General features: G+C 72.0%; 20 protein-coding genes. 19 read left to right on the forward strand and 1 reads right to left on the reverse strand.

Features of this window, described 5'->3' with window-relative positions; genetic code table 11:
- The 15 genes from EDD26_RS10295 to EDD26_RS10365 all read left to right on the forward strand — a co-directional run bounded on the left by EDD26_RS10295 (position 1) and on the right by EDD26_RS10365 (position 16174).
- On the forward strand, positions 1-1083 hold the full coding sequence (locus EDD26_RS10295; RefSeq protein WP_123697631.1) for a UDP-N-acetylglucosamine--N-acetylmuramyl-(pentapeptide) pyrophosphoryl-undecaprenol N-acetylglucosamine transferase: 1083 nt from the start codon (positions 1-3) through the stop codon (positions 1081-1083).
- Positions 1080-2483, forward strand: a complete 1404-nt coding sequence (gene murC, locus EDD26_RS10300) for a UDP-N-acetylmuramate--L-alanine ligase (RefSeq protein ID WP_123697632.1) — start codon at positions 1080-1082, stop codon at positions 2481-2483. Before EDD26_RS10295 ends, murC begins: the two co-directional genes overlap by 4 nt.
- The gene (locus EDD26_RS10305) at positions 2480-3529 is read left to right on the forward strand and encodes a cell division protein FtsQ/DivIB (RefSeq protein WP_123697633.1); all 1050 of its coding nucleotides are present in this window, start codon (positions 2480-2482) and stop codon (positions 3527-3529) included. Before murC ends, EDD26_RS10305 begins: the two co-directional genes overlap by 4 nt.
- Positions 3530-3697: 168 nt before the next feature.
- A complete protein-coding gene (gene ftsZ / locus EDD26_RS10310; protein WP_245989851.1) occupies positions 3698-4855 on the forward strand; it encodes a cell division protein FtsZ in 1158 nt (385 codons plus the stop codon).
- 1 nt (position 4856) lies between these two features.
- Positions 4857-5522, forward strand: coding sequence for a YggS family pyridoxal phosphate-dependent enzyme (locus tag EDD26_RS10315; protein WP_123697634.1), 666 nt, complete (start codon positions 4857-4859; stop codon positions 5520-5522).
- A 26-nt stretch (positions 5523-5548) separates the two neighbouring features.
- The gene (locus tag EDD26_RS10320) at positions 5549-6022 is read left to right on the forward strand and encodes a cell division protein SepF (protein WP_123697635.1); all 474 of its coding nucleotides are present in this window, start codon (positions 5549-5551) and stop codon (positions 6020-6022) included.
- A 3-nt stretch (positions 6023-6025) separates the two neighbouring features.
- A complete protein-coding gene (locus EDD26_RS10325) occupies positions 6026-6328 on the forward strand; it encodes a YggT family protein (protein WP_211333853.1) in 303 nt (100 codons plus the stop codon).
- Between the two features lie 115 nt (positions 6329-6443).
- Positions 6444-7154, forward strand: a complete 711-nt coding sequence (locus tag EDD26_RS10330) for a DivIVA domain-containing protein (protein WP_123697636.1) — start codon at positions 6444-6446, stop codon at positions 7152-7154.
- A gap of 71 nt (positions 7155-7225) precedes the next feature.
- On the forward strand, positions 7226-7771 hold the full coding sequence (lspA, locus tag EDD26_RS10335; RefSeq protein ID WP_123697637.1) for a signal peptidase II: 546 nt from the start codon (positions 7226-7228) through the stop codon (positions 7769-7771).
- Complete coding sequence (locus tag EDD26_RS10340) at positions 7771-8691, forward strand: RluA family pseudouridine synthase (RefSeq protein WP_123697638.1); 921 nt, start codon at positions 7771-7773, stop codon at positions 8689-8691. Before lspA ends, EDD26_RS10340 begins: the two co-directional genes overlap by 1 nt.
- Positions 8692-8735: 44 nt before the next feature.
- Complete coding sequence (gene dnaE / locus EDD26_RS10345) at positions 8736-12245, forward strand: DNA polymerase III subunit alpha (protein ID WP_123697639.1); 3510 nt, start codon at positions 8736-8738, stop codon at positions 12243-12245.
- 18 nt (positions 12246-12263) lie between these two features.
- Entirely contained in the window at positions 12264-13574 is a 1311-nt protein-coding gene (gene hisD, locus EDD26_RS10350; protein WP_245989852.1) for a histidinol dehydrogenase, read from the forward strand.
- Positions 13574-14041: a transcriptional regulator NrdR gene (gene nrdR / locus EDD26_RS10355; protein ID WP_123697641.1), complete on the forward strand. Its 468-nt coding sequence runs from the start codon at positions 13574-13576 to the stop codon at positions 14039-14041. Before hisD ends, nrdR begins: the two co-directional genes overlap by 1 nt.
- Positions 14038-15075, forward strand: coding sequence for a quinone-dependent dihydroorotate dehydrogenase (locus tag EDD26_RS10360; protein ID WP_245989853.1), 1038 nt, complete (start codon positions 14038-14040; stop codon positions 15073-15075). Before nrdR ends, EDD26_RS10360 begins: the two co-directional genes overlap by 4 nt.
- Positions 15076-15247: 172 nt before the next feature.
- Positions 15248-16174, forward strand: a complete 927-nt coding sequence (locus tag EDD26_RS10365; protein WP_148058729.1) for a hypothetical protein — start codon at positions 15248-15250, stop codon at positions 16172-16174.
- Between the two features lie 176 nt (positions 16175-16350).
- Here the strand turns inward: EDD26_RS10365 and EDD26_RS10370 are convergent, their stop codons facing one another.
- The gene (locus EDD26_RS10370; protein WP_170165609.1) at positions 16351-16911 is read right to left on the reverse strand and encodes a DUF3043 domain-containing protein; all 561 of its coding nucleotides are present in this window, start codon (positions 16909-16911) and stop codon (positions 16351-16353) included.
- 136 nt (positions 16912-17047) lie between these two features.
- On the opposite strand from EDD26_RS10370, the gene EDD26_RS10375 reads away from it, so the two are divergent.
- The 4 genes from EDD26_RS10375 to ctaD all read left to right on the forward strand — a co-directional run bounded on the left by EDD26_RS10375 (position 17048) and on the right by ctaD (position 21661).
- Positions 17048-18478, forward strand: coding sequence for a M20/M25/M40 family metallo-hydrolase (locus EDD26_RS10375; RefSeq protein ID WP_123697645.1), 1431 nt, complete (start codon positions 17048-17050; stop codon positions 18476-18478).
- Between the two features lie 51 nt (positions 18479-18529).
- Complete coding sequence (locus tag EDD26_RS10380) at positions 18530-18886, forward strand: HesB/IscA family protein (RefSeq protein WP_123697646.1); 357 nt, start codon at positions 18530-18532, stop codon at positions 18884-18886.
- Between the two features lie 199 nt (positions 18887-19085).
- Entirely contained in the window at positions 19086-19943 is an 858-nt protein-coding gene (gene ctaC / locus EDD26_RS10385; protein ID WP_483923576.1) for an aa3-type cytochrome oxidase subunit II, read from the forward strand.
- Positions 19943-21661: an aa3-type cytochrome oxidase subunit I gene (gene ctaD / locus EDD26_RS10390; protein WP_123698543.1), complete on the forward strand. Its 1719-nt coding sequence runs from the start codon at positions 19943-19945 to the stop codon at positions 21659-21661. The genes ctaC and ctaD overlap by 1 nt, the downstream gene beginning before the upstream one ends.
- Position 21662: the final 1 nt, after the last annotated feature.

A 21662-nucleotide genomic window follows, 5' to 3' on the forward strand; every position in this document is an offset into this window, starting at 1 on the left:
GTGCGCGTCCTGCTCGCCGGCGGAGGCACCGCCGGCCACGTCAACCCGCTGCTCGCGACCGCGCAGCGGCTGCGCGAGCGGCACCCCGACGCGGCGCTCGTCGTGCTCGGCACCCGCGAGGGCCTCGAGCGCGAGCTCGTCCCGCGCGCCGGCCTCGAGCTCGTCACGATCGAGAAGCTGCCCTTCCCGCGTCGGCCCGACCTCGCCGCGCTGCGCTTCCCGGCGAGATGGCGGCGCGCCGTCCGCGACGTGCGCGCGCTCATCCGCGAGCGACGGATCGACGTCGTCGTCGGCTTCGGCGGCTACGCGTCCGCGCCCGCCTACCGCGCCGCGCGGCTCGAGGGCGTGCCGATCGTCATCCACGAGGCGAACGCGAAGCCGGGCATGGCCAACCTGCTCGGCGCTCGCTGGACCGACTTCGTGGGCCTCTCGTACCGGTCGACCCGGCTGGCCGGCGAGCTCGTCGGCATGCCGCTGCGCCCCGAGATCACCGGCCTCGACCGGGCGGGACTCCACGACGACGCGTGCGTCGAGCTGGGGCTCGACCCCGCGCGGCGCACGCTGCTCGTGACCGGCGGCTCGCAGGGCGCGCGCTCGATCAACCGCGCGATCGTCGCCGCCGCCCCCGACATCGTCGGCGCCGGCTGGCAGGTCCTGCACCTCTCCGGCGGCCGGCAGACCGACTTCGAGCCGGCCAGGGTGCCGCACTACGTCGCGATCGAGTACCTCGACCGCATGCACCTCGCGCTCGCCGCCGCCGACCTCGTCGTCTGCCGCGCGGGCAGCCTCACCGTGTCGGAGCTCATGGCCGTCGGCCTCCCCGCCGTCTACGTGCCGCTGCCGTACGGCAACGGCGAGCAGGGGATGAACGCGGCGGACCAGGTTTCCGCTGGTGGCGCACTGCTCGTCGCCGACGCCGAGTTCACGGCAGAATGGGTGCGCGCACGGCTCGTGCCGCTGCTGCGGGACGCAGACGCCATCGCCACGATGGCCACCGCGAGCGCGGGAGCCGGCGCGACGGACGGCAGCGACCGGATGAGCGACCTCATCGAGCGGGCCGCAGCCACGAGGAGGCAGTCGTGATCGAACCGGATCTCACCCAGCCGATCCCCGAGACGATCGAGCGGGTGCACTTCATCGGCATCGGCGGCTCGGGCATGTCGGGCATCGCGCACATGATGCTCGATGCCGGCATCGCCGTCTCGGGCTCCGACCGCTCGGGCTCCGCCACCGTCGACCGGCTCGTCGAGCGCGGCGCGCACGTCGGCATCGGCCACGACGCCGCCCACCTGCCCGCCGACGTCGACGCGGTCGTCGTCACGAGCGCGCTGTGGCCCGACAACCCCGAGCTCGTCGCCGCGCGCGAGCGCCGCGTGCCCGTGCTGCACCGCTCGCAGGCGCTGCACGTGCTCGCGCGCGGCAAGCGCGTCATCGCCGTCGCGGGCGCGCACGGCAAGACCACCACGACCGGGATGCTCGTCGTCGGCCTGCACGGGCTCGGCATCGACGCGGGCTTCGTGAACGGCGGCGTCATCGGCGGGCTCGACGCCTCGAGCGGCCACGGCACCTCCGACGCGTTCGTGCTCGAGGCCGACGAGTCCGACGGCTCGTTCCTGCTCTACGACGTCGCGGTCGCGCTCATCACGAACATCGACACCGACCACCTCGACCACTACGGCACGCCGGAGGCGTTCGACGCCGCGTTCGCCGAGTTCGCGGACCGCGCGAGCGAGGCGGTCGTCATCTCAGCGGACGACCCCGGCGCGCAGCGCGTGCGCGCGCTCATGCGCCACGAGCGCGTCATCACCTTCGGCGAGGCCGAGGACGCCGACGTGCGGATCGTCGACATCCGCGTGGGCGACGTCGCGTCGTGCACCGTCGAGATCGCGGGGGAGCGCTTCGAGCTCGAGGCGGGCGTGCCCGGCCGGCACAACGCCGTGAACGCCGCCGGCGCGCTCGCGACGCTCGTCGCGATGGGCGTCGCGCCGGTCGACGGCGCCAGGGCGCTCGCGGCCTTCCGCGGCACCGGCCGTCGCTTCGAGCTGCACGGCGAGCGGCGCGGCGTGCGCGTCTTCGACGACTACGCGCACCACCCCGCCGAGGTCGACGCCGCGCTCACGGCCGCCCGCACCGTCATCGGCGACGGCCGGATCATCGCGATCCACCAGCCGCACCTCTACTCGCGCACGCGTGACATGGCGGGCGACTTCGCCGCCGTCTACGAGCGGGTCGCCGACCACACGGTCGTGCTCGACGTCTACGGCGCGCGCGAGGACCCCATCCCCGGCGTCACCGGCGCGCTCGTCGCCGAGCGCTTCGAGGATCCGAGCGACGTCGACTTCCTGCCCGACTGGCAGCAGGCCGCCGAGCGGGCCGCGGCGATCGCCCGCGAGGGCGACATCATCGTCACGCTCTCGTGCGGCGACGTCTACCGGATCATCCCGCAGGTGCTGTCGGCGCTCGAGGTGGGCGACGGCGCGTGAGGCGACCTGACGGCTTCGACCGGCTCGACGAGCCGGCCGAGCAGGCGGCGCCGGGTGCGTCGCCGCACGACCCGGCCGTCCACCCCGTCGACCTGCCCGCCGAGGACGCCGAGCCGCCGCAGCGGCGCTGGGCGCTGAGCGCCTACGCCGACCTCGACGACGAGCCGGTCTTCGAGCCCGCCGCGGAGCCCGTGCCCGAGCGCGGCTCGCACGCCCAGCGCGTCGACCGGGCGTGGCGCGCCGCCCAGAAGGCGCAGCGCGCCGACGAGCGCGAGGAGGCCCGCGAGGCCCGCCGCGCGGCGGCGCAGGCGCGGCGTGCGCGCGTCCGCAGCGAGCGGGCGGAGGTGCGGCGATTCACCGCAGGCCGCCGGCGCCAGCTGCGCACGGCGCTGCTGGCCGTCGGCGGGCTCGTGCTCGCGCTGCTGCTGCTCGTCGGGCTCGTGTGGTCGCCGCTGATGTCGGTGCGCGACGTGCGCGTCGAGGGCGCCGAGCGGCTCGACCCCGCGGCGGTGCAGGCCGCGCTCGCCGACAGCGTCGGCGAGCCGATCGCCACCGTCACCGAGGCGGGCGTCGCCGAGCGGCTGCAGGCGATCCCGCAGGTGGAGTCGTTCCGGCTCGAGGTCGTGCCGCCGTCGACGGTCATCGTCCACATCGTCGAGCGCCGGCCGGTCGCGATCGTGCCTGGCGACGGTGGCGAGGTCGTGATCGACGCCGCGGGCGTGGTGCTCGGGGGTGTCGCCGCCGACACCGGCTCGCTGCCGCGGCTCGTCGGCATCGAGCCGGGGAGCGAGGAGTTCGACGCCGTCGCGAGCGTGCTCGTGTCGGTGCCGACCGAGGTGCTCACCGCGACGCAGACCATCGAGGCGGGCTCGCCCTCGGACATTCGCCTGACCCTCGCGAGCGGGCAGGTCGTGCAGTGGGGCGGCGCGGACGAGAGCCGGCTCAAGGCCGACGTGGTCGCCGCGCTGCTCGCGACCCAGGACCCCGCGGTCGCCCGCGTGCTCGACGTGCGAGCCCCCGAGCACCCGGTCGTGCGCGGGTCCTGAGCCCGCTCGAACCTGACGATTCTTTTTCTTGCGACATCGCGTCGCGACACACCGAGTCGCTCCCGACCGCACGCCGCCGCCGCCCGTAGCGTCGTCCTCGTCAACATGAAGTGAGGAATTCTCTAAACTTCAACTAGAGGTTGAGACTTCGATCGAGGGGCCGGAACCGTGACTTCCAACAACAACTACCTCGCCGTCATCAAGGTGGTCGGCGTGGGCGGCGGCGGCGTGAACGCCGTGAACCGCATGATCGATCTCGGCCTGCGAGGCGTCGAGTTCATCGCCATCAACACCGATGCGCAGGCGCTGCTGCTGAGCGACGCCGACGTCAAGCTCGACGTCGGCCGCGAGCTCACCAAGGGCCTCGGCGCGGGCGCCGACCCCGAGGTCGGCCGCCGCGCGGCAGAGGACCACGCAGAGGAGATCGAGGAGGCGCTCGCGGGCGCCGACATGGTCTTCGTCACCGCGGGCGAGGGCGGCGGCACCGGTACCGGTGGCGCACCCGTCGTCGCGCGCATCGCCAAGAGCCTCGGTGCGCTCACCGTCGGCGTCGTGACGAAGCCGTTCTCGTTCGAGGGCAACCGTCGCCGGCAGCAGGCAGAGACGGGCGTCGAGGCGCTCAAGAACGAGGTCGACACGCTCATCGTCGTGCCCAACGACCGCCTGCTCGAGATCAGCGACATGGGCATCTCGATGGTCGAGGCCTTCGAGACCGCCGACCAGGTGCTGCTCGCGGGCGTCCAGGGCATCACCGACCTCATCACCACGCCGGGCCTCATCAACGTCGACTTCGCCGACGTCAAGAGCGTCATGCAGGGCGCGGGCAGCGCCCTCATGGGCATCGGCTCGTCGCGCGGCGCCGACCGCGCCATCAAGGCGGCGGAGCTCGCGGTCGCGAGCCCGCTGCTCGAGGCCAAGATCGACGGCGCGCACGGCGTGCTGCTGTCGATCCAGGCCGGCAGCAACCTCGGCATCCACGAGACCTACGACGCGGCGAAGCTCGTGCAGGAGGCCGTGCACCCGGAGGCGAACATCATCTTCGGCACGGTCATCGACGACACGCTCGGCGACGAGGTCCGGGTGACGGTCATCGCGGCCGGTTTCGACGGCCCCGGCCCGGTGGCGAAGGAGGACGACTCCGTCATCCGCACCGCCGCGCGCACCGAGATGGGGCTGCGCCCCGCGAGCTCGAGCACGCCGGCGGCCGAGCCGGAGCGCCGGGTCGTCCCGACGCCCCCGGTCGCCGACCACCTCACCGGTCCGGTGCAGCCGCTCACGCAGGTGGACGAGGAGGAGGACGAGTTCCTCCCGGACTTCCTCCGCTGACGTGACCGACGCCCCCGCCGCGCGCCTGGCCGCGTTCCTCGAGCAGCTCGAGGACGCGCGCCGGGCGCGCGGCGTCACGCTGATCGTGGTGACGAAGCGGCACCCTGCCGCGCTCGTCCGCGAGCTCGCCGAGGCGGGGCACCGCGACTTCGGCGAGAGCAGGCACCCGGAGTCGCGCGACAAGGCCGAGGAGCTCGCCGACCTCGGGCTCACGTGGCACTTCGTCGGTCAGCTCCAGCGCAACAAGGCGCGGCAGGTCGCGCGCTACGCCGACGTGCTGCACTCGATCGACTCGACCGAGCTCGTCGAGGTGCTCGAGGGCGGTGACGAGCGGCCGCGGCGCGACGCGCTCGTGCAGGTCAACCTCACGGACGACCCGGGTCGCGGCGGCGTCGCGCCGGCCGACCTCGACGCGCTCGCCGAGCGCGTCGCCGCCTCGCCGGCGCTGCGGCTCCGCGGCGTCATGGCGGTCGCGCCGCTCGGCGAGAAGCCGGGCAGGGCGTTCGAGCGCCTCGCCCGCCACGCGGAGCGCGTGCGCGCCATCGACCCCGACGCGCAGTGGATCTCGGCCGGCATGAGCGCCGACTGGCGCGAGGCGCTCGAGCACGGCGCGACACACCTGCGGATCGGCACCGCAATCACCGGAAACCGTCCGGCCGACGGATAGCGTGAATCCAGCCACGAGGAGGACCCATGAGCAACGCACTGAAGAAGGCGGCGATCTACTTCGGCTTCGCCGAGGAGGACGAGCTGACCCAGGAGGTCCGCCCTGTTGAGCGGACCGAGGAGCAGGACCGGCACGACCGTGCCCCGCAGCCGCGGGAGCGGGTGGAGGAGCCGCGTCGCGCGCCCGTCACCAAGCTCCGCCCGGCGCAGAAGGTGAGCGACATGAGCGAGATCCTGACGGTGCACCCGCGCCAGTACAAGGATGCCAAGGCGATCGCGGAGGCGTTCCGCGACGGGACCCCGGTGATCATCAACCTGTCGCAGATGACCGACGGCGACGCCCGTCGCCTGATCGACTTCTCCGCGGGCCTCACGCAGGGGCTCGAGGGCCGCATCGAGCGCGTCACGACGAAGGTGTACCTGCTGACGCCCGAGCACATCGCCGTCTCCGGCGGCCGCTCGGTCGACGAGGACACCGACTCGGCCGTCTTCGCGCACTGACGGGTGCCCTTCGTCTCGATCCTCGCGTGGATCGTCTACACCGCCGCGAACCTCGCGCTCTACATCCTCTGGGCGCGCATCATCCTCGACCTGGTGCGGCAGCTGCGGCGCGACTGGAAGCCCTCGGGCTTCTGGCTCGTGCTGTCGGTGTGGCTCCTCCGCGTGACCGACCCGCCGCTGCGCCTCGTGCGCCGCGTCGTGCGGCCGGTGCGCGTCGGCGGGGTCATGCTCGACCTCGCCATGCTCGTGCTCATGCTCGCGCTGATCATCCTCATCGCGATCGTCAACCCCTTCCGCTTCGCCTGACGCCGGGGTGGATCGGGCCCTCGGGCTAGGATCGTCACCACGCCGTCCGCGACGGGTACAGTGAATCTGCGCTGCAGGCCCGATCGGGGCCGCAGCCGAGCAAGAAAGGCATGCCATGGCTCTGACTCCTGACGACGTCGTCCACAAGCGCTTCGAGACGACGCGCTTCCGGGACGGCTACGACCAGGACGAGGTCGACGACTTCCTCGACGAGGTGGTCACGGAGCTGCGACGCCTCACCGAGGAGAACGACGCGCTCCGCGCCGAGAACGCCACGCTCCGGTCCGGCGGCGAGGTCGCCTCCTCGGTCGTCCAGGCTCCCATCGACACCGCAGAGCTCGACGGCCTCCGCGCCGAGAACGAGCAGCTCAAGCAGCAGCTCGCCGAGCGCGCAGCCGCGCCCGCCGAGGCGCCCGCAGAGCCCCAGCAGCAGCAGGAGGAGCAGCCCGCGCCGATCGCCGAGGCGCCCGCGCCCGCAGCGGCCGGCAGCACCGAGGCCAACAGCCTCATCGCCCTCGCCACGCGCCTGCACGACGAGCACGTCGCGGCGGGCGAGGCGCGTCGCGACGAGCTCATCGCCGCGGCCGAGGCCGCCGCGCAGCAGATCGAGGACGACGCCCAGCAGCGCAAGGTCGTGCTCGAGCAGGAGTTCGACGACCAGAAGGGCAAGCTCGAGCAGCAGAAGACCGCGCTCGAGGCGAAGATCGACGAGCTCAAGAGCTTCGAGCGCGACTACCGCCTCAAGCTGCGCGGCTACATCGAGAGCCAGCTGCGCGACCTCGACCGCTCGTCCTCGCTCGCCTTCGGCGGCCAGGGCGGAAGCTGAGCGCGCGCTCCTTGCCTGAGGACAGCACGGCTGGCGACAGCACGACGGTCCCGAGGTCGACCGCCTGGCGGATGCTGGGCCTCGTCCTCGGGACCGCTGTCGTCGTCTGGGTCGCCGACCTGCTCTCGAAGGAGTGGGTCCTCGCCTCGATGGCGGAGGGCGAGCAGCGGGCGGTGCTCGGCGAGCTGCTGCAGTGGCACTTCGTCCGCAACCCCGGCGCGGCCTTCTCGTTCGCGGCCGGCTCGACCTGGATCTTCACGATCCTGGCCGCCGCGGTCGTGGTCTTCATCGTCACGCAGCTGCGCAGCATCCGCTCGCCGCTCTGGGCGATCGCGTTCGGCGGCCTGCTCGGCGGCACGCTCGGCAACCTGACCGACCGGCTGACGCGCGAGCCCGGCTTCTTCGTCGGGCACGTGATCGACTTCATCCAGGTGTGGGGCTTCCCGGCGATCTTCAACATCGCCGACATCTTCATCGTCTCGTCGATGATCGGCGTCGTGCTGCTCGTGCTCCTGAACATCGGGCTCGACGGCGTGCGCCGCACGGACGAGCCGAAGCGCGAGCGAGCGGTCGACCTCGACGCGACGCAACCGCTCGACCCGGAGGACCGGCCCTGATGGAGTCCCGCTTCCTGCAGGTGCCCCCGGGCCTCGACGGCACCCGCGCCGATTCCGGGCTCGCCAAGCTGCTCGGCCTGTCGCGCACCGCGGTCGTGACGATGCTCGACGACGGCGGTGCCGTCCAGGACGGCACGGTGCTCGGCAAGTCGGACCGGCTGCGCGCCGACGCGTGGCTCGACCTCAGCTGGCGGCCGCGCGAGGAGCCGCGGCTCGTCGCGACGCCCGTGCCGGACCTCGGCATCGTGCACGACGACGACGACATCGTGGTGGTCGACAAGCCCGCAGGCGTGGCAGCGCACCCGAGCGTCGGCTGGCAGGGGCCGACCGTCGTCGGCGCGCTCGCCGCCGCCGGCTTCCAGGTCGCCACGTCCGGGGCCGCCGAGCGGCAGGGCGTCGTCCACCGGCTCGACGCCGGCACCAGCGGGCTCATGGTGGTCGCGAAGAGCGAGCGCGCCTACTCGGCGCTCAAGGCGGCGTTCCACGACCGCGAGGTCGAGAAGATCTACCACGCCGCCGTGCAGGGCCACCCGGATCCGCTCACCGGCACGATCGATGCGCCGATCGGCCGGCACCCGAGCCACGAGTGGCGCTTCGCGGTGGTGTCGAGCGGCAAGCACGCGATCACCCACTACGAGACGCTCGAGGCGTATCGCGGCGGCAGCCTGCTCGAGATCGAGCTCGAGACCGGCCGCACCCACCAGATCCGCGTGCACATGGCGGCCCACCGGCATCCGTGCCTCGGCGACACGATGTACGGCGCCGACCCCACCGTCGCCGCCCGGCTCGGCCTCTCGCGGCAGTGGCTGCACGCCATGCGGCTCGGCTTCCGGCACCCGGGGACGGGGGAGCGGGTGGTCTTCGAGTCGACCTACCCGGCCGACCTCGCGGCCGCGCTGGAGCAGCTCCGCCAGGAGTGACCCCGGCCTGTCGCGTGGGCCCCCGCCCGTAGGATCGAGGGGCCATGGCAGACTCCTTCGCGCACCTCCACGTCCACACCGAGTACTCGATGCTCGACGGCGCAGCTCGCATCAGCGAGCTCATGAAGGCCGTCGGCGATCAGGGGATGCCGGCCGTCGCGATGACCGACCACGGCAACGTGTTCGGCGCCTACGAGTTCTGGAAGGCCGCGCGGGCCCAGGGCGTGAAGCCCATCATCGGCACCGAGGCCTACATCACGCCCGGCACGCACCGCTCCGACAAGACGCGCGTGAAGTGGGGCGGGCAGGACGCCGCCTCGGGCGACGACGTGTCGGGCGGTGGCGCGTACACGCACATGACGCTGCTCGCCGAGAACGACGAGGGGCTGAAGAACCTGTTCCGGCTCTCGTCGTACGCGTCGATGGAGGGCTTCTACTTCAAGCCGCGCATGGACCGCGAGCTGCTCGAGCGCCACTCGAGCGGCCTCATCGCGACCACCGGCTGCCCCTCCGGCGAGGTGCAGACGCGCCTGCGGCTCGGCCAGTTCGACGCCGCGGTCGAGGCGGCCGCGTCGTACCGCGACCTCTTCGGCCGCGAGAACTACTTCCTCGAGATCATGGACCACGGGCTCGAGATCGAGAAGCGGGTGCGCGAGGACCTGCTCGAGATCGGCCGCAGGCTCGAGCTGCCGCTGCTCGCGACGAACGACCTGCACTACACGCACGCCGAGGACGCGAAGAGCCACGAGGCGCTGCTGTGCGTGCAGTCGGGCTCGACGATGGACGACCCGAACCGCTTCAAGCTCGAGGGCGGCGGCTACTACGTGAAGTCGGCCGCCGAGATGCGGCACCTCTTCCGCGACATGCCCGAGGCGTGCGACAACACGCTGCTCATCGCCGAGCGCTGCGACGTCACGTTCGACGAGCAGGCCAACTACATGCCGCGCTACCCGGTGCCGGAGGGCCACACCGAGGACACCTGGTTCCGGCACGAGGTCGCGGTCGGCCTCGAGCGCCGCTACCCGGGCGGCGTGCCCGAGAAGGTGCACCGGCAGGCCGACTACGAGATGGACGTCATCTCGAACATGGGCTTCCCCGGCTACTTCCTCGTCGTCGCCGACTTCATCAACTGGGCGAAGGACAACGGCATCCGGGTCGGCCCCGGCCGCGGCTCCGGCGCGGGCTCGATGGCCGCGTACGCGATGCGCATCACCGACCTCGACCCGCTCGAGCACGGCCTCATCTTCGAGCGCTTCCTCAACCCCGACCGCGTCTCCATGCCCGACTTCGACATCGACTTCGACGACCGGCGCCGCCCGGAGGTCATCCGCTACGTCACCGAGAAGTACGGCTCCGAGCGCGTCGCGCAGATCGTCACCTACGGCACGATCAAGTCGAAGCAGGCGCTCAAGGACTCGTCGCGCGTGCTCGGCTTCCCGTTCGGCATGGGCGAGAAGCTCACGAAGGCGATGCCGCCCGCCGTGATGGGCAAGGACATCCCGCTCTCGGGCATCTTCGACCCGGACCACCCGCGCTACAAGGAGGCGGGCGACATCCGCGCCCTCATCGAGACGGATGCGGAGGCCAAGACGGTCTTCGAGACCGCGCGCGGGCTCGAGAACCTCAAGCGCCAGTGGGGCGTGCACGCGGCCGGCGTCATCATGTCGTCCGACCCGCTCATCGACATCATCCCGGTGATGAAGCGCGAGCAGGACGGCGCGATCATCACCCAGTTCGACTACCCGGCGTGCGAGTCGCTCGGCCTCATCAAGATGGACTTCCTGGGGCTCCGCAACCTCACGATCGTCTCGGACGCGCTCGACAACATCCGCGCGAACCGTGGCGAGGAGATCGACCTCGAGACGCTGCCGCTCGACGACCGCGGCGCCTACGAGCTGCTGCAGCGCGGCGACACGCTCGGCGTCTTCCAGCTCGACGGCGGGCCGCTGCGCTCGCTGCTGCGCCTCATGAAGCCCGACTCGTTCGGCGACATCTCGGCCGTCATCGCGCTCTATCGGCCCGGCCCCATGGGCGCCGACTCGCACACGAACTACGCGCTGCGCAAGAACGGGCTGCAGGAGAACACGCCCATCCACCCGGAGCTCGAGGAGCCGCTCGCCGAGATCCTGGGGGAGAGCTACGGCCTCATCATCTACCAGGAGCAGGTGATGGCGGTCGCGCAGAAGGTCGCCGGCTACTCGCTCGGCGAGGCCGACATCCTGCGGCGCGCGATGGGCAAGAAGAAGAAGGCGGAGCTCGACAAGCAGTTCGAGGCCTTCTCGGGCGGCATGCTCGAGCGCGGCTACTCGGCCGCCGCGGTCAAGGCGCTCTGGGACGTGCTGCTGCCGTTCTCGGACTACGCCTTCAACAAGGCGCACTCCGCCGCCTACGGCGTCATCTCCTACTGGACCGCCTACCTCAAGGCGCACTACCCGGCCGAGTACATGGCGGCGCTGCTGACGAGCGTCGGCGACTCCAAGGACAAGATGGCGATCTACCTGTCGGAGTGCCGGCGGATGGGCATCACGGTGCTGCCGCCGGACGTCAACGAGTCGACCCTCTACTTCACCGCGGTCGGCGACGACATCCGCTTCGGCCTCGGCGCGGTGCGGAACGTCGGCGAGGGCGTCGTCGAGGGCATCATCGCGGCGCGAGAGCGCGAGAGCGCCTACACGTCGTTCCACGACTTCCTCAAGAAGGTTCCGCTCGGCGTCGCCAACAAGCGGACCGTCGAGTCGCTCATCAAGTCGGGCGCGTTCGACACCATGGGCGCCACGCGGCGGGCGATGCTCGAGATCCACGAGGACGCCGTCGACGCGGCCGTCTCGATCAAGCGCAACGAGGCGAACGGCCAGGTCGACCTCTTCGGCGACTTCTTCGACGACCTCGACACCGTCGCCGACCGGGTGCCCGACCGGCCCGAGTGGGGCAAGCAGGACAAGCTCGCGTTCGAGCGCGAGATGCTCGGCCTCTACGTCTCCGACCACCCGCTCGCGGGCCTCGAGCTCGAGCTCGCGAAGCACGCGACGCACCAGATCCAGGACCTCGCCGAGACCGCCGAGGACGGCGACACCGTCATCCTCGCCGGCCTCGTCACGAGCGTGCAGCACCGCGTCGCGCGCAACTCCGGCAACCCCTACGGCATCTTCGCGCTGCAGGACTTCGGCGGCGAGCTCGAGGTGATGGTGCTCGGCAAGAGCTACACGGAGTTCCGGCACACGCTCCAGGCCGACCAGGTGGTGGTCGTGCGCGGCCGCGTGCGCACCCGCGACGACAGCTTCACGATCCACGCGAACAGCATCGACACGCCGGACGTGCAGCCGGTCGACGAGACCCGCCCGCTCGAGCTGCGCATCCCGGAGCGGCGCGCGTCGATGACCGCGATGCGCGAGCTGCGCGGCCTGCTCGAGCGGCACGCCGGCCCCACCGACGTGCGGCTCGCGCTCGAGCGGCCCGACCTCGAGCGCGTCTTCGCGCTGCCGCAGCAGGTGCGCGTCTCGAGCGACCTGTTCGGCGAGCTGAAGAGCCTGCTGGGCCCGGCGTCCATCGCCTGACTCCGTACGATGGAGCATGTGCTCCGACGCCTCGACCTGACCTCCCTGCCCGACGACCGCACGCTCCGCGCGCTGCTGCCGCGGCCGGCGGTCGACGTCGAGGCGGCGCTGCCCGCGGTCGCCGAGCTCGTGCGCGACGTGCGGGAGCGCGGCGAGGCGGCGCTCGTCGAGCAGGCCGAGCGCTTCGACCGGGTGCGCCCCGCGGCGGTGCGCGTGCCGGTGGCCGAGATCAGGGGTGCGCTGGTGTCGCTCGCGCCCGAGGTGCGCGACGCGCTCGAGACGGCGATCGCCCGCGTGCGCGTCGGCTCGGCCGCGCAGGTGCCGCCGCCCTCGCGCGTCGAGCTCGCGCCCGGCGCGGTCGTCGAGCTGCGCTGGCAGCCGGTCGACCGGGTGGGCCTCTACGTGCCCGGCGGCAAGGCCGTCTACCCGTCGAGCGTCGTCATGAACGTCGTCGCAGCCCAGGCGGCCGGCGTCGCGTCGATCGCGGTCGCGAGCCCCGCGCAGGCCGAGCACGGCGGCCTGCCGCACCCCACCATCCTCGCCGCGTGCGCGCTGCTGGGCATCGACGAGGTCTACGCGATGGGCGGGGCCGGCGCGATCGCGGCGCTCGCGCACGGCGTGGCCGGCATCGGCCTCGACGCGGTCGACGTCGTGACCGGTCCCGGCAACGTCTTCGTCGCCGCCGCGAAGCGGCTCGTCTCGGGCGTCGTGCGCGTCGACTCCGAGGCGGGGCCGACCGAGATCCTCGTCATCGCCGACGCGAGCGCCGACGCGGAGCTCGTCGCCGCCGACCTCGTCAGCCAGGCCGAGCACGACGAGCTCGCGAGCGCGGTGCTCGTCACCGACGACGCCGGGCTCGCGGACCGCGTCGACGCGGCCGTCGCGCGCCGCGCTGCCGAGACGCCCGCGGCCGAGCGGGTGCGGGCGGCGCTCACGGGGGAGCAGTCCGCGATCGTGCTCGTCGCCGACCTCGCGGCCGCGGCGCGCGTGAGCGACGCGTACGCGCCCGAGCACCTCGAGCTGCTGACGGCCGACGACGACGCACTGCTCGCGCGCATCCACCACGCCGGGGCGATCTTCGTCGGCCCGCACGCACCCGTGAGCCTCGGCGACTACGCGGCCGGCTCGAACCACGTGCTGCCCACGGGCGGCCAGGCGCGCAGGGTCGCCGGTCTCGGCGCCGCGACCTTCCTGCGCCCGCAGCAGGTCGTGCGCTACGACCGCGAGGCGCTCGCCGAGGTGCGCGCCGCGGTCACGGCGCTCGCGGCCGCCGAGGGGCTGCCCGCGCACGGCGAGGCGATCGAGGCACGCTTCGAGGAGGCGCGCTGATGCACTGCCCGTTCTGCCGCAACCCCGACTCCCGCGTCGTCGACTCCCGCACGAGCGACGACGGCACCTCCATCCGCCGTCGCCGGCAGTGCACCCAGTGCGGCCGGCGCTTCACCACCACCGAGACGGCGAGCCTCTCGGTCGTGAAGCGGTCGGGCGTGCTCGAGCCGTTCCGCCGCGAGAAGGTCATCGAGGGCGTGCGGAAGGCCGTGCGCGGCCGACCCGTCACCGACGCCGACCTCGCGGGCGTCGCGCAGTCGGTCGAGGAGACGATCCGCGCGACGGGCGCCAGCCAGATCGACGCCAACGAGATCGGCCTCGCGGTGCTGCCGCCGCTGCGGCAGCTCGACGAGGTCGCCTACCTGCGGTTCGCGAGCGTCTACAACGCGTTCGACTCCCTCGACGACTTCGAGGACGCCATCCGCGCGCTGCGCGAGGACCAGCGGCCCGACGAGGAGCAGCAGTGACCCGTGCAGCAGTGACCGCCTACGACCTGCTGTTCCGGCACGGCTTCTCGCGCGTCGACCCGGAGGCCGCGCACCACCTCGGCGCGCGCGCGATCCGCGCGGTCGGTGCCGCCCGGCCGGGCGTCCGCACCGATGCCGGGCTGCGGACCCGGGCGCTCGGCCGCGAGTTCCCGACGCCGTTCGGCATCGCAGCTGGCTTCGACAAGGACGCCACGATGATCGCCGGGCTCGGCGCGCTCGGCTTCGGCCACGTCGAGGTCGGCACGCTGACCGCGCACGCGCAGCCCGGCAACCCGCAGCCGCGGCTGTTCCGGCTCGTCGACGACCGCGCGCTCGTCAACCGGATGGGCTTCAACAACGGCGGAGCGGCAGCAGCAGCCGATCGCATCGCCGCGGCCCGCGAGGCGGCCTCGCGTCCGGTGATCGGCGTGAACATCGGCAAGAGCCGCATCGTCGACGCCGACGACGCCCCCGCGGTGGAGCGGGACTACCTCGCGTCGACGCGGGCGCTCGCGCCGGTGGCCGACTACCTCGCCGTCAACGTGTCGTCGCCGAACACCCCGGGGCTGCGCGGCCTGCAGGACGAGCGGCTGCTCGAGCCGCTGCTCGCCGCGATCCGCGGTGCGGCCGGCGACGTGCCAGTGCTCGTGAAGATCGCCCCCGACCTCGACGACGAGCAGGTCGAGGGCATCGCGGCGCTCGCCGCGCGGCTGCACCTCGCGGGCGTCATCGCGACGAACACGACCATCAGCCGCGAGGGCCTCCGCAGCCCAGCGGATGCCGTCGCCGCGGCGGGGCAGGGCGGACTGTCGGGCCCGCCCGTCGCAGCCCGATCGCTCGCGGTGCTGCGGCTGCTGCGTGCGGCGCTGCCCGCGGAGGTCGACGTCATCTCGGTCGGCGGCGTCGAGACGGCCGACGACGTGCGCGAGCGCATCGCCGCGGGCGCGAGCCTCGTGCAGGGCTACACCGGCTTCATCTACCGCGGCCCCGGCTGGGCGCGCGAGATCAACCGCGGGCTGCTCGCCTCGGCATAGCGCCGAGTGTCGGGTTCCTGCGGGAGTGTCGCGACACTCCAGCAGCAACCCGGCACTCTGGCCCGAGCCGATCGGCCGAGCGGGCGGGTGGGCGCTGCGCGCAGCCGGGGAGCGGATGACGTGGCTGTGGAGAGCGCGGACGCCTTCCGCGGGGGTGTGCCAACCTCCGGCCGTGATGGACGAGCTGCCCGAGACCCTCGCCGCCCGCGGCTTCCTGGTCGGGGAGGGCATCGAAGCGGGGCTCAGTGCCCACCGTCTCCGGGCGGGCGCGCTCGCGAAGCCGTTCCGCGGCATCCGCGCGGTCGAGGGGCCGGAGACGCTCGTCGAGCGGGCGGCCGCCTATGCGCCACTGATCCGGCCGTGGCAGTGCGTCGCCGGTGTCTCGGCGCTCGCCGTGCTCGGGCTGCCGGTGCCGTGGCGGCTCGCCCGGGAGGAGGTCGTCGAGCTCGTCTCGCTGAAGGGCCGCGGCAAGCCCGAGCGGGAGGGCGTGCGCGTGCGGCGGCTGACGGCCGACGGGCTCGAGCCGTGGTGGGTCGACGGGCTGCCGGTCGCACCGGCACCGCTCGCCTGGGCGCTGATGGGCGGCCGGTGCACCGTGCACGAGCTCGTCGTGCTCGGCGACGCGATCGTCACGGCTGCCGACAACTACCCGGGCCGGCGCATCCCCGGACCGCTCGCGTCGATCGACGAGCTGCGCGAGCAGGTCGAGCGGTGGGTCGGCCGGAGCGGCGCGGCAGCGCTGCGCGCGGCGCTGCCGCGCATCCGGGAAGGCGTCGAGTCGCCGCGCGAGTCCGACATGCGGCTGCTCATCGTCGACGCGGGCATGCCCGAGCCGGAGGTGCAGGTCGAGGTGTTCGACCCGCAGACCGGCCTGCTGCTCGGGCGTGCCGACCTCGCGCACCGCGAGCACCGCGTGGTCGAGGAGTACGAGGGTGACGGGCACCGCGCGAAGGGGCAGTGGGACCGCGACATCCAGAAGTACCGCGACTTCGAGCGCATCGGCCTGCTCGTCGTGCGGGCCACGAACCGCGACTTCGTGCCGAGCCCGGATCGCTGGCTCGGCGACCTGGCCGCGACGCTCGAGCGCCGGTCGCCGTAGCGGCCGCGGCAAGTGTCGAATACGTGCGGGAGTGACGGGACATTGCCGCAACAACCCGACACAGGCCGATGAACGCCGACCGGAGTGTCGAGTTCTTGAGGGAGTGACGGGACACTCTCGCAGCAACCCGACACTCGGGAGCCGCAGCCGCGCGATGGCGCCGGCGGCCGCCCGACTCAGACCGGGTACTTGAAGAGCGTCGTCTTCGGCTTCGGCATGCGCATGAACGGGAGCTGCACCGACCGCATGGTCGCGTACCAGCCGTGGCCCTTCGCATCCTTGTCGCCGAACTTCGCGCGGACCGCGCGGCGCAGCTGCCAGGCCATGAGCACCGAGTCGAGGATGACCACGACGACGAAGCCCCACAGCACGAGGTTGGCGATGATGCGCCACTGCGGGTCGTTGATGAAGGTCAGCACGAGCACGACGATCATCATCGGCATCGCGAGCATGCCGATCGAGAGCCGGGCGTCGACGAAGTCGCGCACGTAGCGGCGCACGGGGCCCTTGTCGCGCGCGGGGAGGTACTTCTCGTCACCCTGCTCGAAGCCGCGGCGGGCCTTCTCGCGCTCGGCGCGGATCTTGTCCTGCGACTGCTTGCGCGCCTCCTTGCGGTCGGCGGGCACGAGCGGCCGGCGGTTGCGCGCGACCTGCTCGGACTGCTTCGGCGTGCGGCGCACCTCCGGCTGCGGCTCGGGCTGAGCCTTGCTGGCGTCGGAGCGGCTGAAGAGCGGCACGTGAGGTCCTTCTCGACGTCGGATGCGTCGACGCGGAGTGCGTCGGCGCCGGAGGGCTGCGCCGTCGGATCGCCCCGGCGGCAGCATCCCATGGTACCGCCGAGCATGTGCGGGCGCGCCGCCTAGGATCGAGCGCATGACCCTTCCGACAGACCTCTCCGAGCGCGCCGGCCTCTCCGACAGGGACCGGGCGGTGCTCGCCGCCGTCGACGCCGGCTTCGACCGCGCCGTCGACGACCTCAAGGCCCTCGTGCGCATCCCGAGCGTCGCGTGGGACGCCTACGACCCCGCCCACGTGCAGGCGAGCGCCGAGGCCGTCGCCGCCCTCGCCGAGGGCACCGGCGTCTTCGAGCGCGTGTCGATCGAGCGCGCGCCGATCGGCGACACCGACGTTCTCGGCCAGCCCGCCGTGCTCGCGACCCGCGCGGCCAAAGCCGGCCGACCCTCCGTGCTGCTCTACGCGCACCACGACGTGCAGCCGTGGGGCGACGAGTCGCTGTGGCGCACCCCGCCGTTCGAGCCCACCGAGGTCGACGAGCGCCTCTACGGCCGCGGCGCCTCCGACGACAAGGCGGGCGTCATCGCGCACATCGCCGCCGTCCGCGCGCTCGCCGAGGTGCTCGACCCCGAGGTCGGCATCGCGCTCTTCATCGAGGGGGAGGAGGAGCACGGCTCCCGCTCCTTCAAGCGCTTCCTCGAGCAGCACGCCGACGTGCTGAGCGCCGACCTCATCGTGGTCGCCGACAGCGACAACTGGTCGACCGAGGTGCCGTCGCTCACGATCGCGCTGCGCGGCAACGTCGCGCTCAACGTGCGGCTCACGACGCTCGGCCACGCCAGCCACTCCGGCATGCTCGGCGGCGTCGTCCCCGACGCGATGATGGCCTTCGCCAAGCTCGCCGCGAGCTTCTGGAGCGAGGACGGCTCGGTCGCGATCGAGGGCCTCACCGAGGCTGACCTCGACGTGCCCGAGCAGTCGGAGGCGCACATTCGGGAGGAGGGCGCCGTGCTCGACGGCGTCGACCTCATCGGCACCGGCCCGCTGCTGCGCCGCCTCTGGGCGAAGCCGGCCGCGACGATCACCGGCGTCGACGCGCCGAGCGTGCCGGATGCGTCCAACACGATCCTGCCGACGGTCCGGTTCCGGCTCTCGACCCGCATCGCGCCCGGCCAGTCGGCCGCCGACGCGTTCGCGGCGATCGAGCGGCACATCCGCGCGCACACGCCGTTCGGCGCGCACATCGAGCTCGACAGCATCGACCTCGGCGACCCCTTCCTGGTCGACGCGAGCGGCTGGGGCGCGACCGAGGCGAAGCAGGCGATGGCGGATGCGTGGGGCGCCGACCCGGTCGAGACCGGCATCGGCGGCTCGATCCCGTTCATCGCCGACCTCGTGCAGCAGTTCCCGGGCGCGCAGATCCTCGTGACGGGCGTCGAGGACCCCGCCACGATGGCCCACAGCCCGAACGAGTCGCAGCACCTCGGCGTGCTGCGCCGGGCGATCGGCGCCGAGGCGCTGCTGCTCGCGCGAGCAGGGGATCGCACGGCCGGGAGCAGCGCGGAATAGGATGGTGCCGCCGGGCGTTGTCCCGGCAGAGTCTGGCGAGAGGAGCAGCAGATGACGGATCAGCAGGTGTCCGAGGTGGCGACGCACGGGGTGACCCTGACCGACGTGGCCGCCGACAAGGTGCGTCGACTGCTCGACCAGGAGGGCCGCGACGATCTGCGGCTGCGGGTCGCCGTGCAGCCCGGTGGCTGCTCCGGCCTGATCTACCAGCTGTACTTCGACGAGCGCACCCTCGACGGCGACGTCGTGCGCGACTTCGACGGCGTCGGCGTGGTCGTCGACCGCATGAGCGTGCCCTACCTCGACGGCTCGACGATCGACTTCGAGGACTCCATCCAGAAGCAGGGCTTCACGATGGACAACCCCAACGCGCAGGGCTCGTGCGCCTGCGGGGACTCGTTCCACTAGACCCCCGACGCCCGGCCGACCGACGCCGCCGATCCCCTCCGGATCGGCGGCGTCGTCGCGTTCCACGGGGCCTTGTGGGCCGCGTCGCAGGCGCCTGAGCGAGGTCTGTGGGTACTAGGATCGAGGGAGACGCTGACAGACCCGGAGGAAGACATTGCGCAATCGTCGAACCCGTTTGATCGCTGCCCCGCTGGCGGTGGTGGTCGCGCTTGCGCTGGCCGGATGCACCCAGGCGCAGATGCAGGGATGGATGCCGTCGCAGCCGGGCCTGACGAACCACGTCGACCGCATCATGGGCCTCTGGACGACCTCGTGGATCGTGCTGCTGGCCGTCGGCCTCATCACCTGGGGCCTGATGATCTGGGCCGCCGTCGCCTACCGCCGTCGCAGTGGCCAGACCGGCCTGCCGGTGCAGCTGCGCTACCACATGCCGATCGAGATCTTCTTCACGATCGTCCCCGTCATCCTCGTCGCCGGCTTCTTCGCGTTCACGGCGCGTGACCAGGCGATCATCGAGGAGCCCATCGAGGACCCCGACTACTCGATCACCGTCTACGGCAAGCGCTGGGCGTGGGACTTCGTGTACGACCGCGAGGGCCAGGAGCCGGTGCACTACCAGAGCATCCAGGTGCAGGAGGAGCCCGACTCGAGCCAGCTCGACGCGAGCACCCTGCCGACGCTCGTGCTGCCGACGAACTCGTCCATCGAGATCACCCTCGAGTCGCGCGACGTCGCGCACTCCTTCTGGATCGTGGAGTTCCTCTACAAGAAGGACATGCTCCCGGGCGTCACGAACCACATGTACTTCGAGACGGGCGACCAGGAGGGCATCCTCGCCGGCAAGTGCGCGGAGCTCTGCGGCGAGTTCCACTCGGCCATGCTCTTCAACGTCGAGCTCGTCAGCCCCGAGGAGTACGACGCCTACCTCGAGAGCCTCGAGCAGCAGGGCTTCGTCGGCCCGATCGACGAGACCCTGAACACCCACACGGGCGATGGCAACATCGACCCGGAGCGCGACGAGAGCGTCGACACGACCAATGAAGGCGAGGGCGAGTGATGACCGCCACGGCGACCCGACCCGCGGTCAGCCCGACCGCTGAGCGCAAGGGCAACGTCCTGGTCAAGTGGATCACCTCCACCGACCACAAGACCATCGGGTACATGTACCTGATCGCGTCGTTCGTGTTCTTCCTGATCGGCGGCGTCATGGCGCTGCTGATCCGTGCCCAGCTGTTCGCGCCGGGCCTGGAGATCGTGCCGACGGAGGAGCAGTACAACCAGCTCTTCACGATGCACGGCACGATCATGCTGCTGATGTTCGCGACGCCGCTCTTCGCCGGCTTCGCCAACGTGCTCATGCCGCTGCAGATCGGTGCACCGGACGTCGCCTTCCCGCGCCTCAACGCGATGGCCTTCTGGATGTACTCGTTCGGCTCGTTCATCGCGGTGGCCGGCTTCCTCACCCCGCAGGGCGCGGCCGCGTTCGGCTGGACGGCCTACACGCCGCTGAGCGACAGCGCCTTCTCGCCGGGCGTCGGCGGGCACCTCTGGGTGCTCGGCCTCGCGCTCTCGGGCTTCGGCACGATCATGGGTGGCGTCAACTTCATCACCACGATCATCACGATGCGCGCCCCGGGCATGACGATGTTCCGGATGTCGATCTTCAGCTGGAACATCCTCATCACGTCGATCCTCGTCGTGATCGCGTTCCCGATCCTGGCGGCGGCGTTCTTCGGCCTCGCGGTCGACCGCATCTTCGGCGGCCACGTCTACGACCCGGCCAACGGCGGTGTCGTGCTCTGGCAGCACCTGTTCTGGTTCTTCGGGCACCCCGAGGTCTACATCATCGCGCTGCCGTTCTTCGGCATCATCTCCGAGGTCATCCCGGTCTTCTCGCGCAAGCCGATCTTCGGCTACAACACGCTCGTCGGAGCGACGATCTCGATCGCTGCCCTCTCGGTGACGGTGTGGGCGCACCACATGTACGTCACCGGCACGGTGCTGCTGCCGTGGTTCGCGCTCATGACGATGCTCATCGCGGTGCCGACCGGCGTGAAGATCTTCAACTGGATCGGCACGATGTGGCGGGGCTCGATCACGTGGGAGTCGCCCATGCTGTGGGCGCTCGGCTTCCTCGTGACGTTCACCTTCGGTGGCCTCACCGGCGTCATCCTCGCCTCGCCGCCGCTCGACTTCCACATCTCCGACACGTACTTCGTCGTCGCGCACTTCCACTACGTGGTGTTCGGCACGGTCGTGTTCGCGATGTTCTCGGGCTTCTACTTCTGGTGGCCGAAGTGGACCGGCAAGATGCTCAACGACCGCCTCGGTCACGTGCACTTCTGGATGCTCTTCATCGGCTTCCACATGACGTTCCTCGTGCAGCACTGGCTCGGCGTCATCGGCATGCCCCGCCGGTACTACACGTACCTCGAGGAGGACGGCTTCGCCTGGATGAACCAGGTGTCGACGATCGGCGCGATGCTGCTGGCGCTGTCGATGGTGCCGTTCCTCTGGAACGTCTGGATCACCGCGCGCACCGCGCCGAAGGTGACCGTCGACGACCCGTGGGGCACCGGCCGCTCGCTCGAGTGGGCGACCAGCTGCCCGCCGCCGCGCCACAACTTCACCTCGATCCCGCGCATCCGCTCGGAGTCGCCGGCCTTCGACCTGCACCACCCGAACGCGGGTCCGCAGTACGGCGTCGGCGTGGGGCCGCTCAAGGACGCCCCGCAGCGACCCGTGGTCGACCTGGCAGACGGAGAGGTGCGCTGAC

Source organism: Agrococcus jenensis (assembly GCF_003752465.1).
Lineage (GTDB): Bacteria > Actinomycetota > Actinomycetes > Actinomycetales > Microbacteriaceae > Agrococcus > Agrococcus jenensis.

Coding starts and splice junctions, on each gene's coding strand:
- EDD26_RS10375 (WP_123697645.1), top strand. CDS start 17,048: ATGACCCTTCCGACAGACCTCTCCGAGCGCGCCGGCCTCTCCGACAGG.
- EDD26_RS10320 (WP_123697635.1), top strand. CDS start 5,549: ATGAGCAACGCACTGAAGAAGGCGGCGATCTACTTCGGCTTCGCCGAG.
- EDD26_RS10340 (WP_123697638.1), top strand. CDS start 7,771: ATGGAGTCCCGCTTCCTGCAGGTGCCCCCGGGCCTCGACGGCACCCGC.
- EDD26_RS10330 (WP_123697636.1), top strand. CDS start 6,444: ATGGCTCTGACTCCTGACGACGTCGTCCACAAGCGCTTCGAGACGACG.
- nrdR (WP_123697641.1), top strand. CDS start 13,574: ATGCACTGCCCGTTCTGCCGCAACCCCGACTCCCGCGTCGTCGACTCC.
- dnaE (WP_123697639.1), top strand. CDS start 8,736: ATGGCAGACTCCTTCGCGCACCTCCACGTCCACACCGAGTACTCGATG.
- lspA (WP_123697637.1), top strand. CDS start 7,226: ATGCTGGGCCTCGTCCTCGGGACCGCTGTCGTCGTCTGGGTCGCCGAC.
- EDD26_RS10380 (WP_123697646.1), top strand. CDS start 18,530: ATGACGGATCAGCAGGTGTCCGAGGTGGCGACGCACGGGGTGACCCTG.
- ctaD (WP_123698543.1), top strand. CDS start 19,943: ATGACCGCCACGGCGACCCGACCCGCGGTCAGCCCGACCGCTGAGCGC.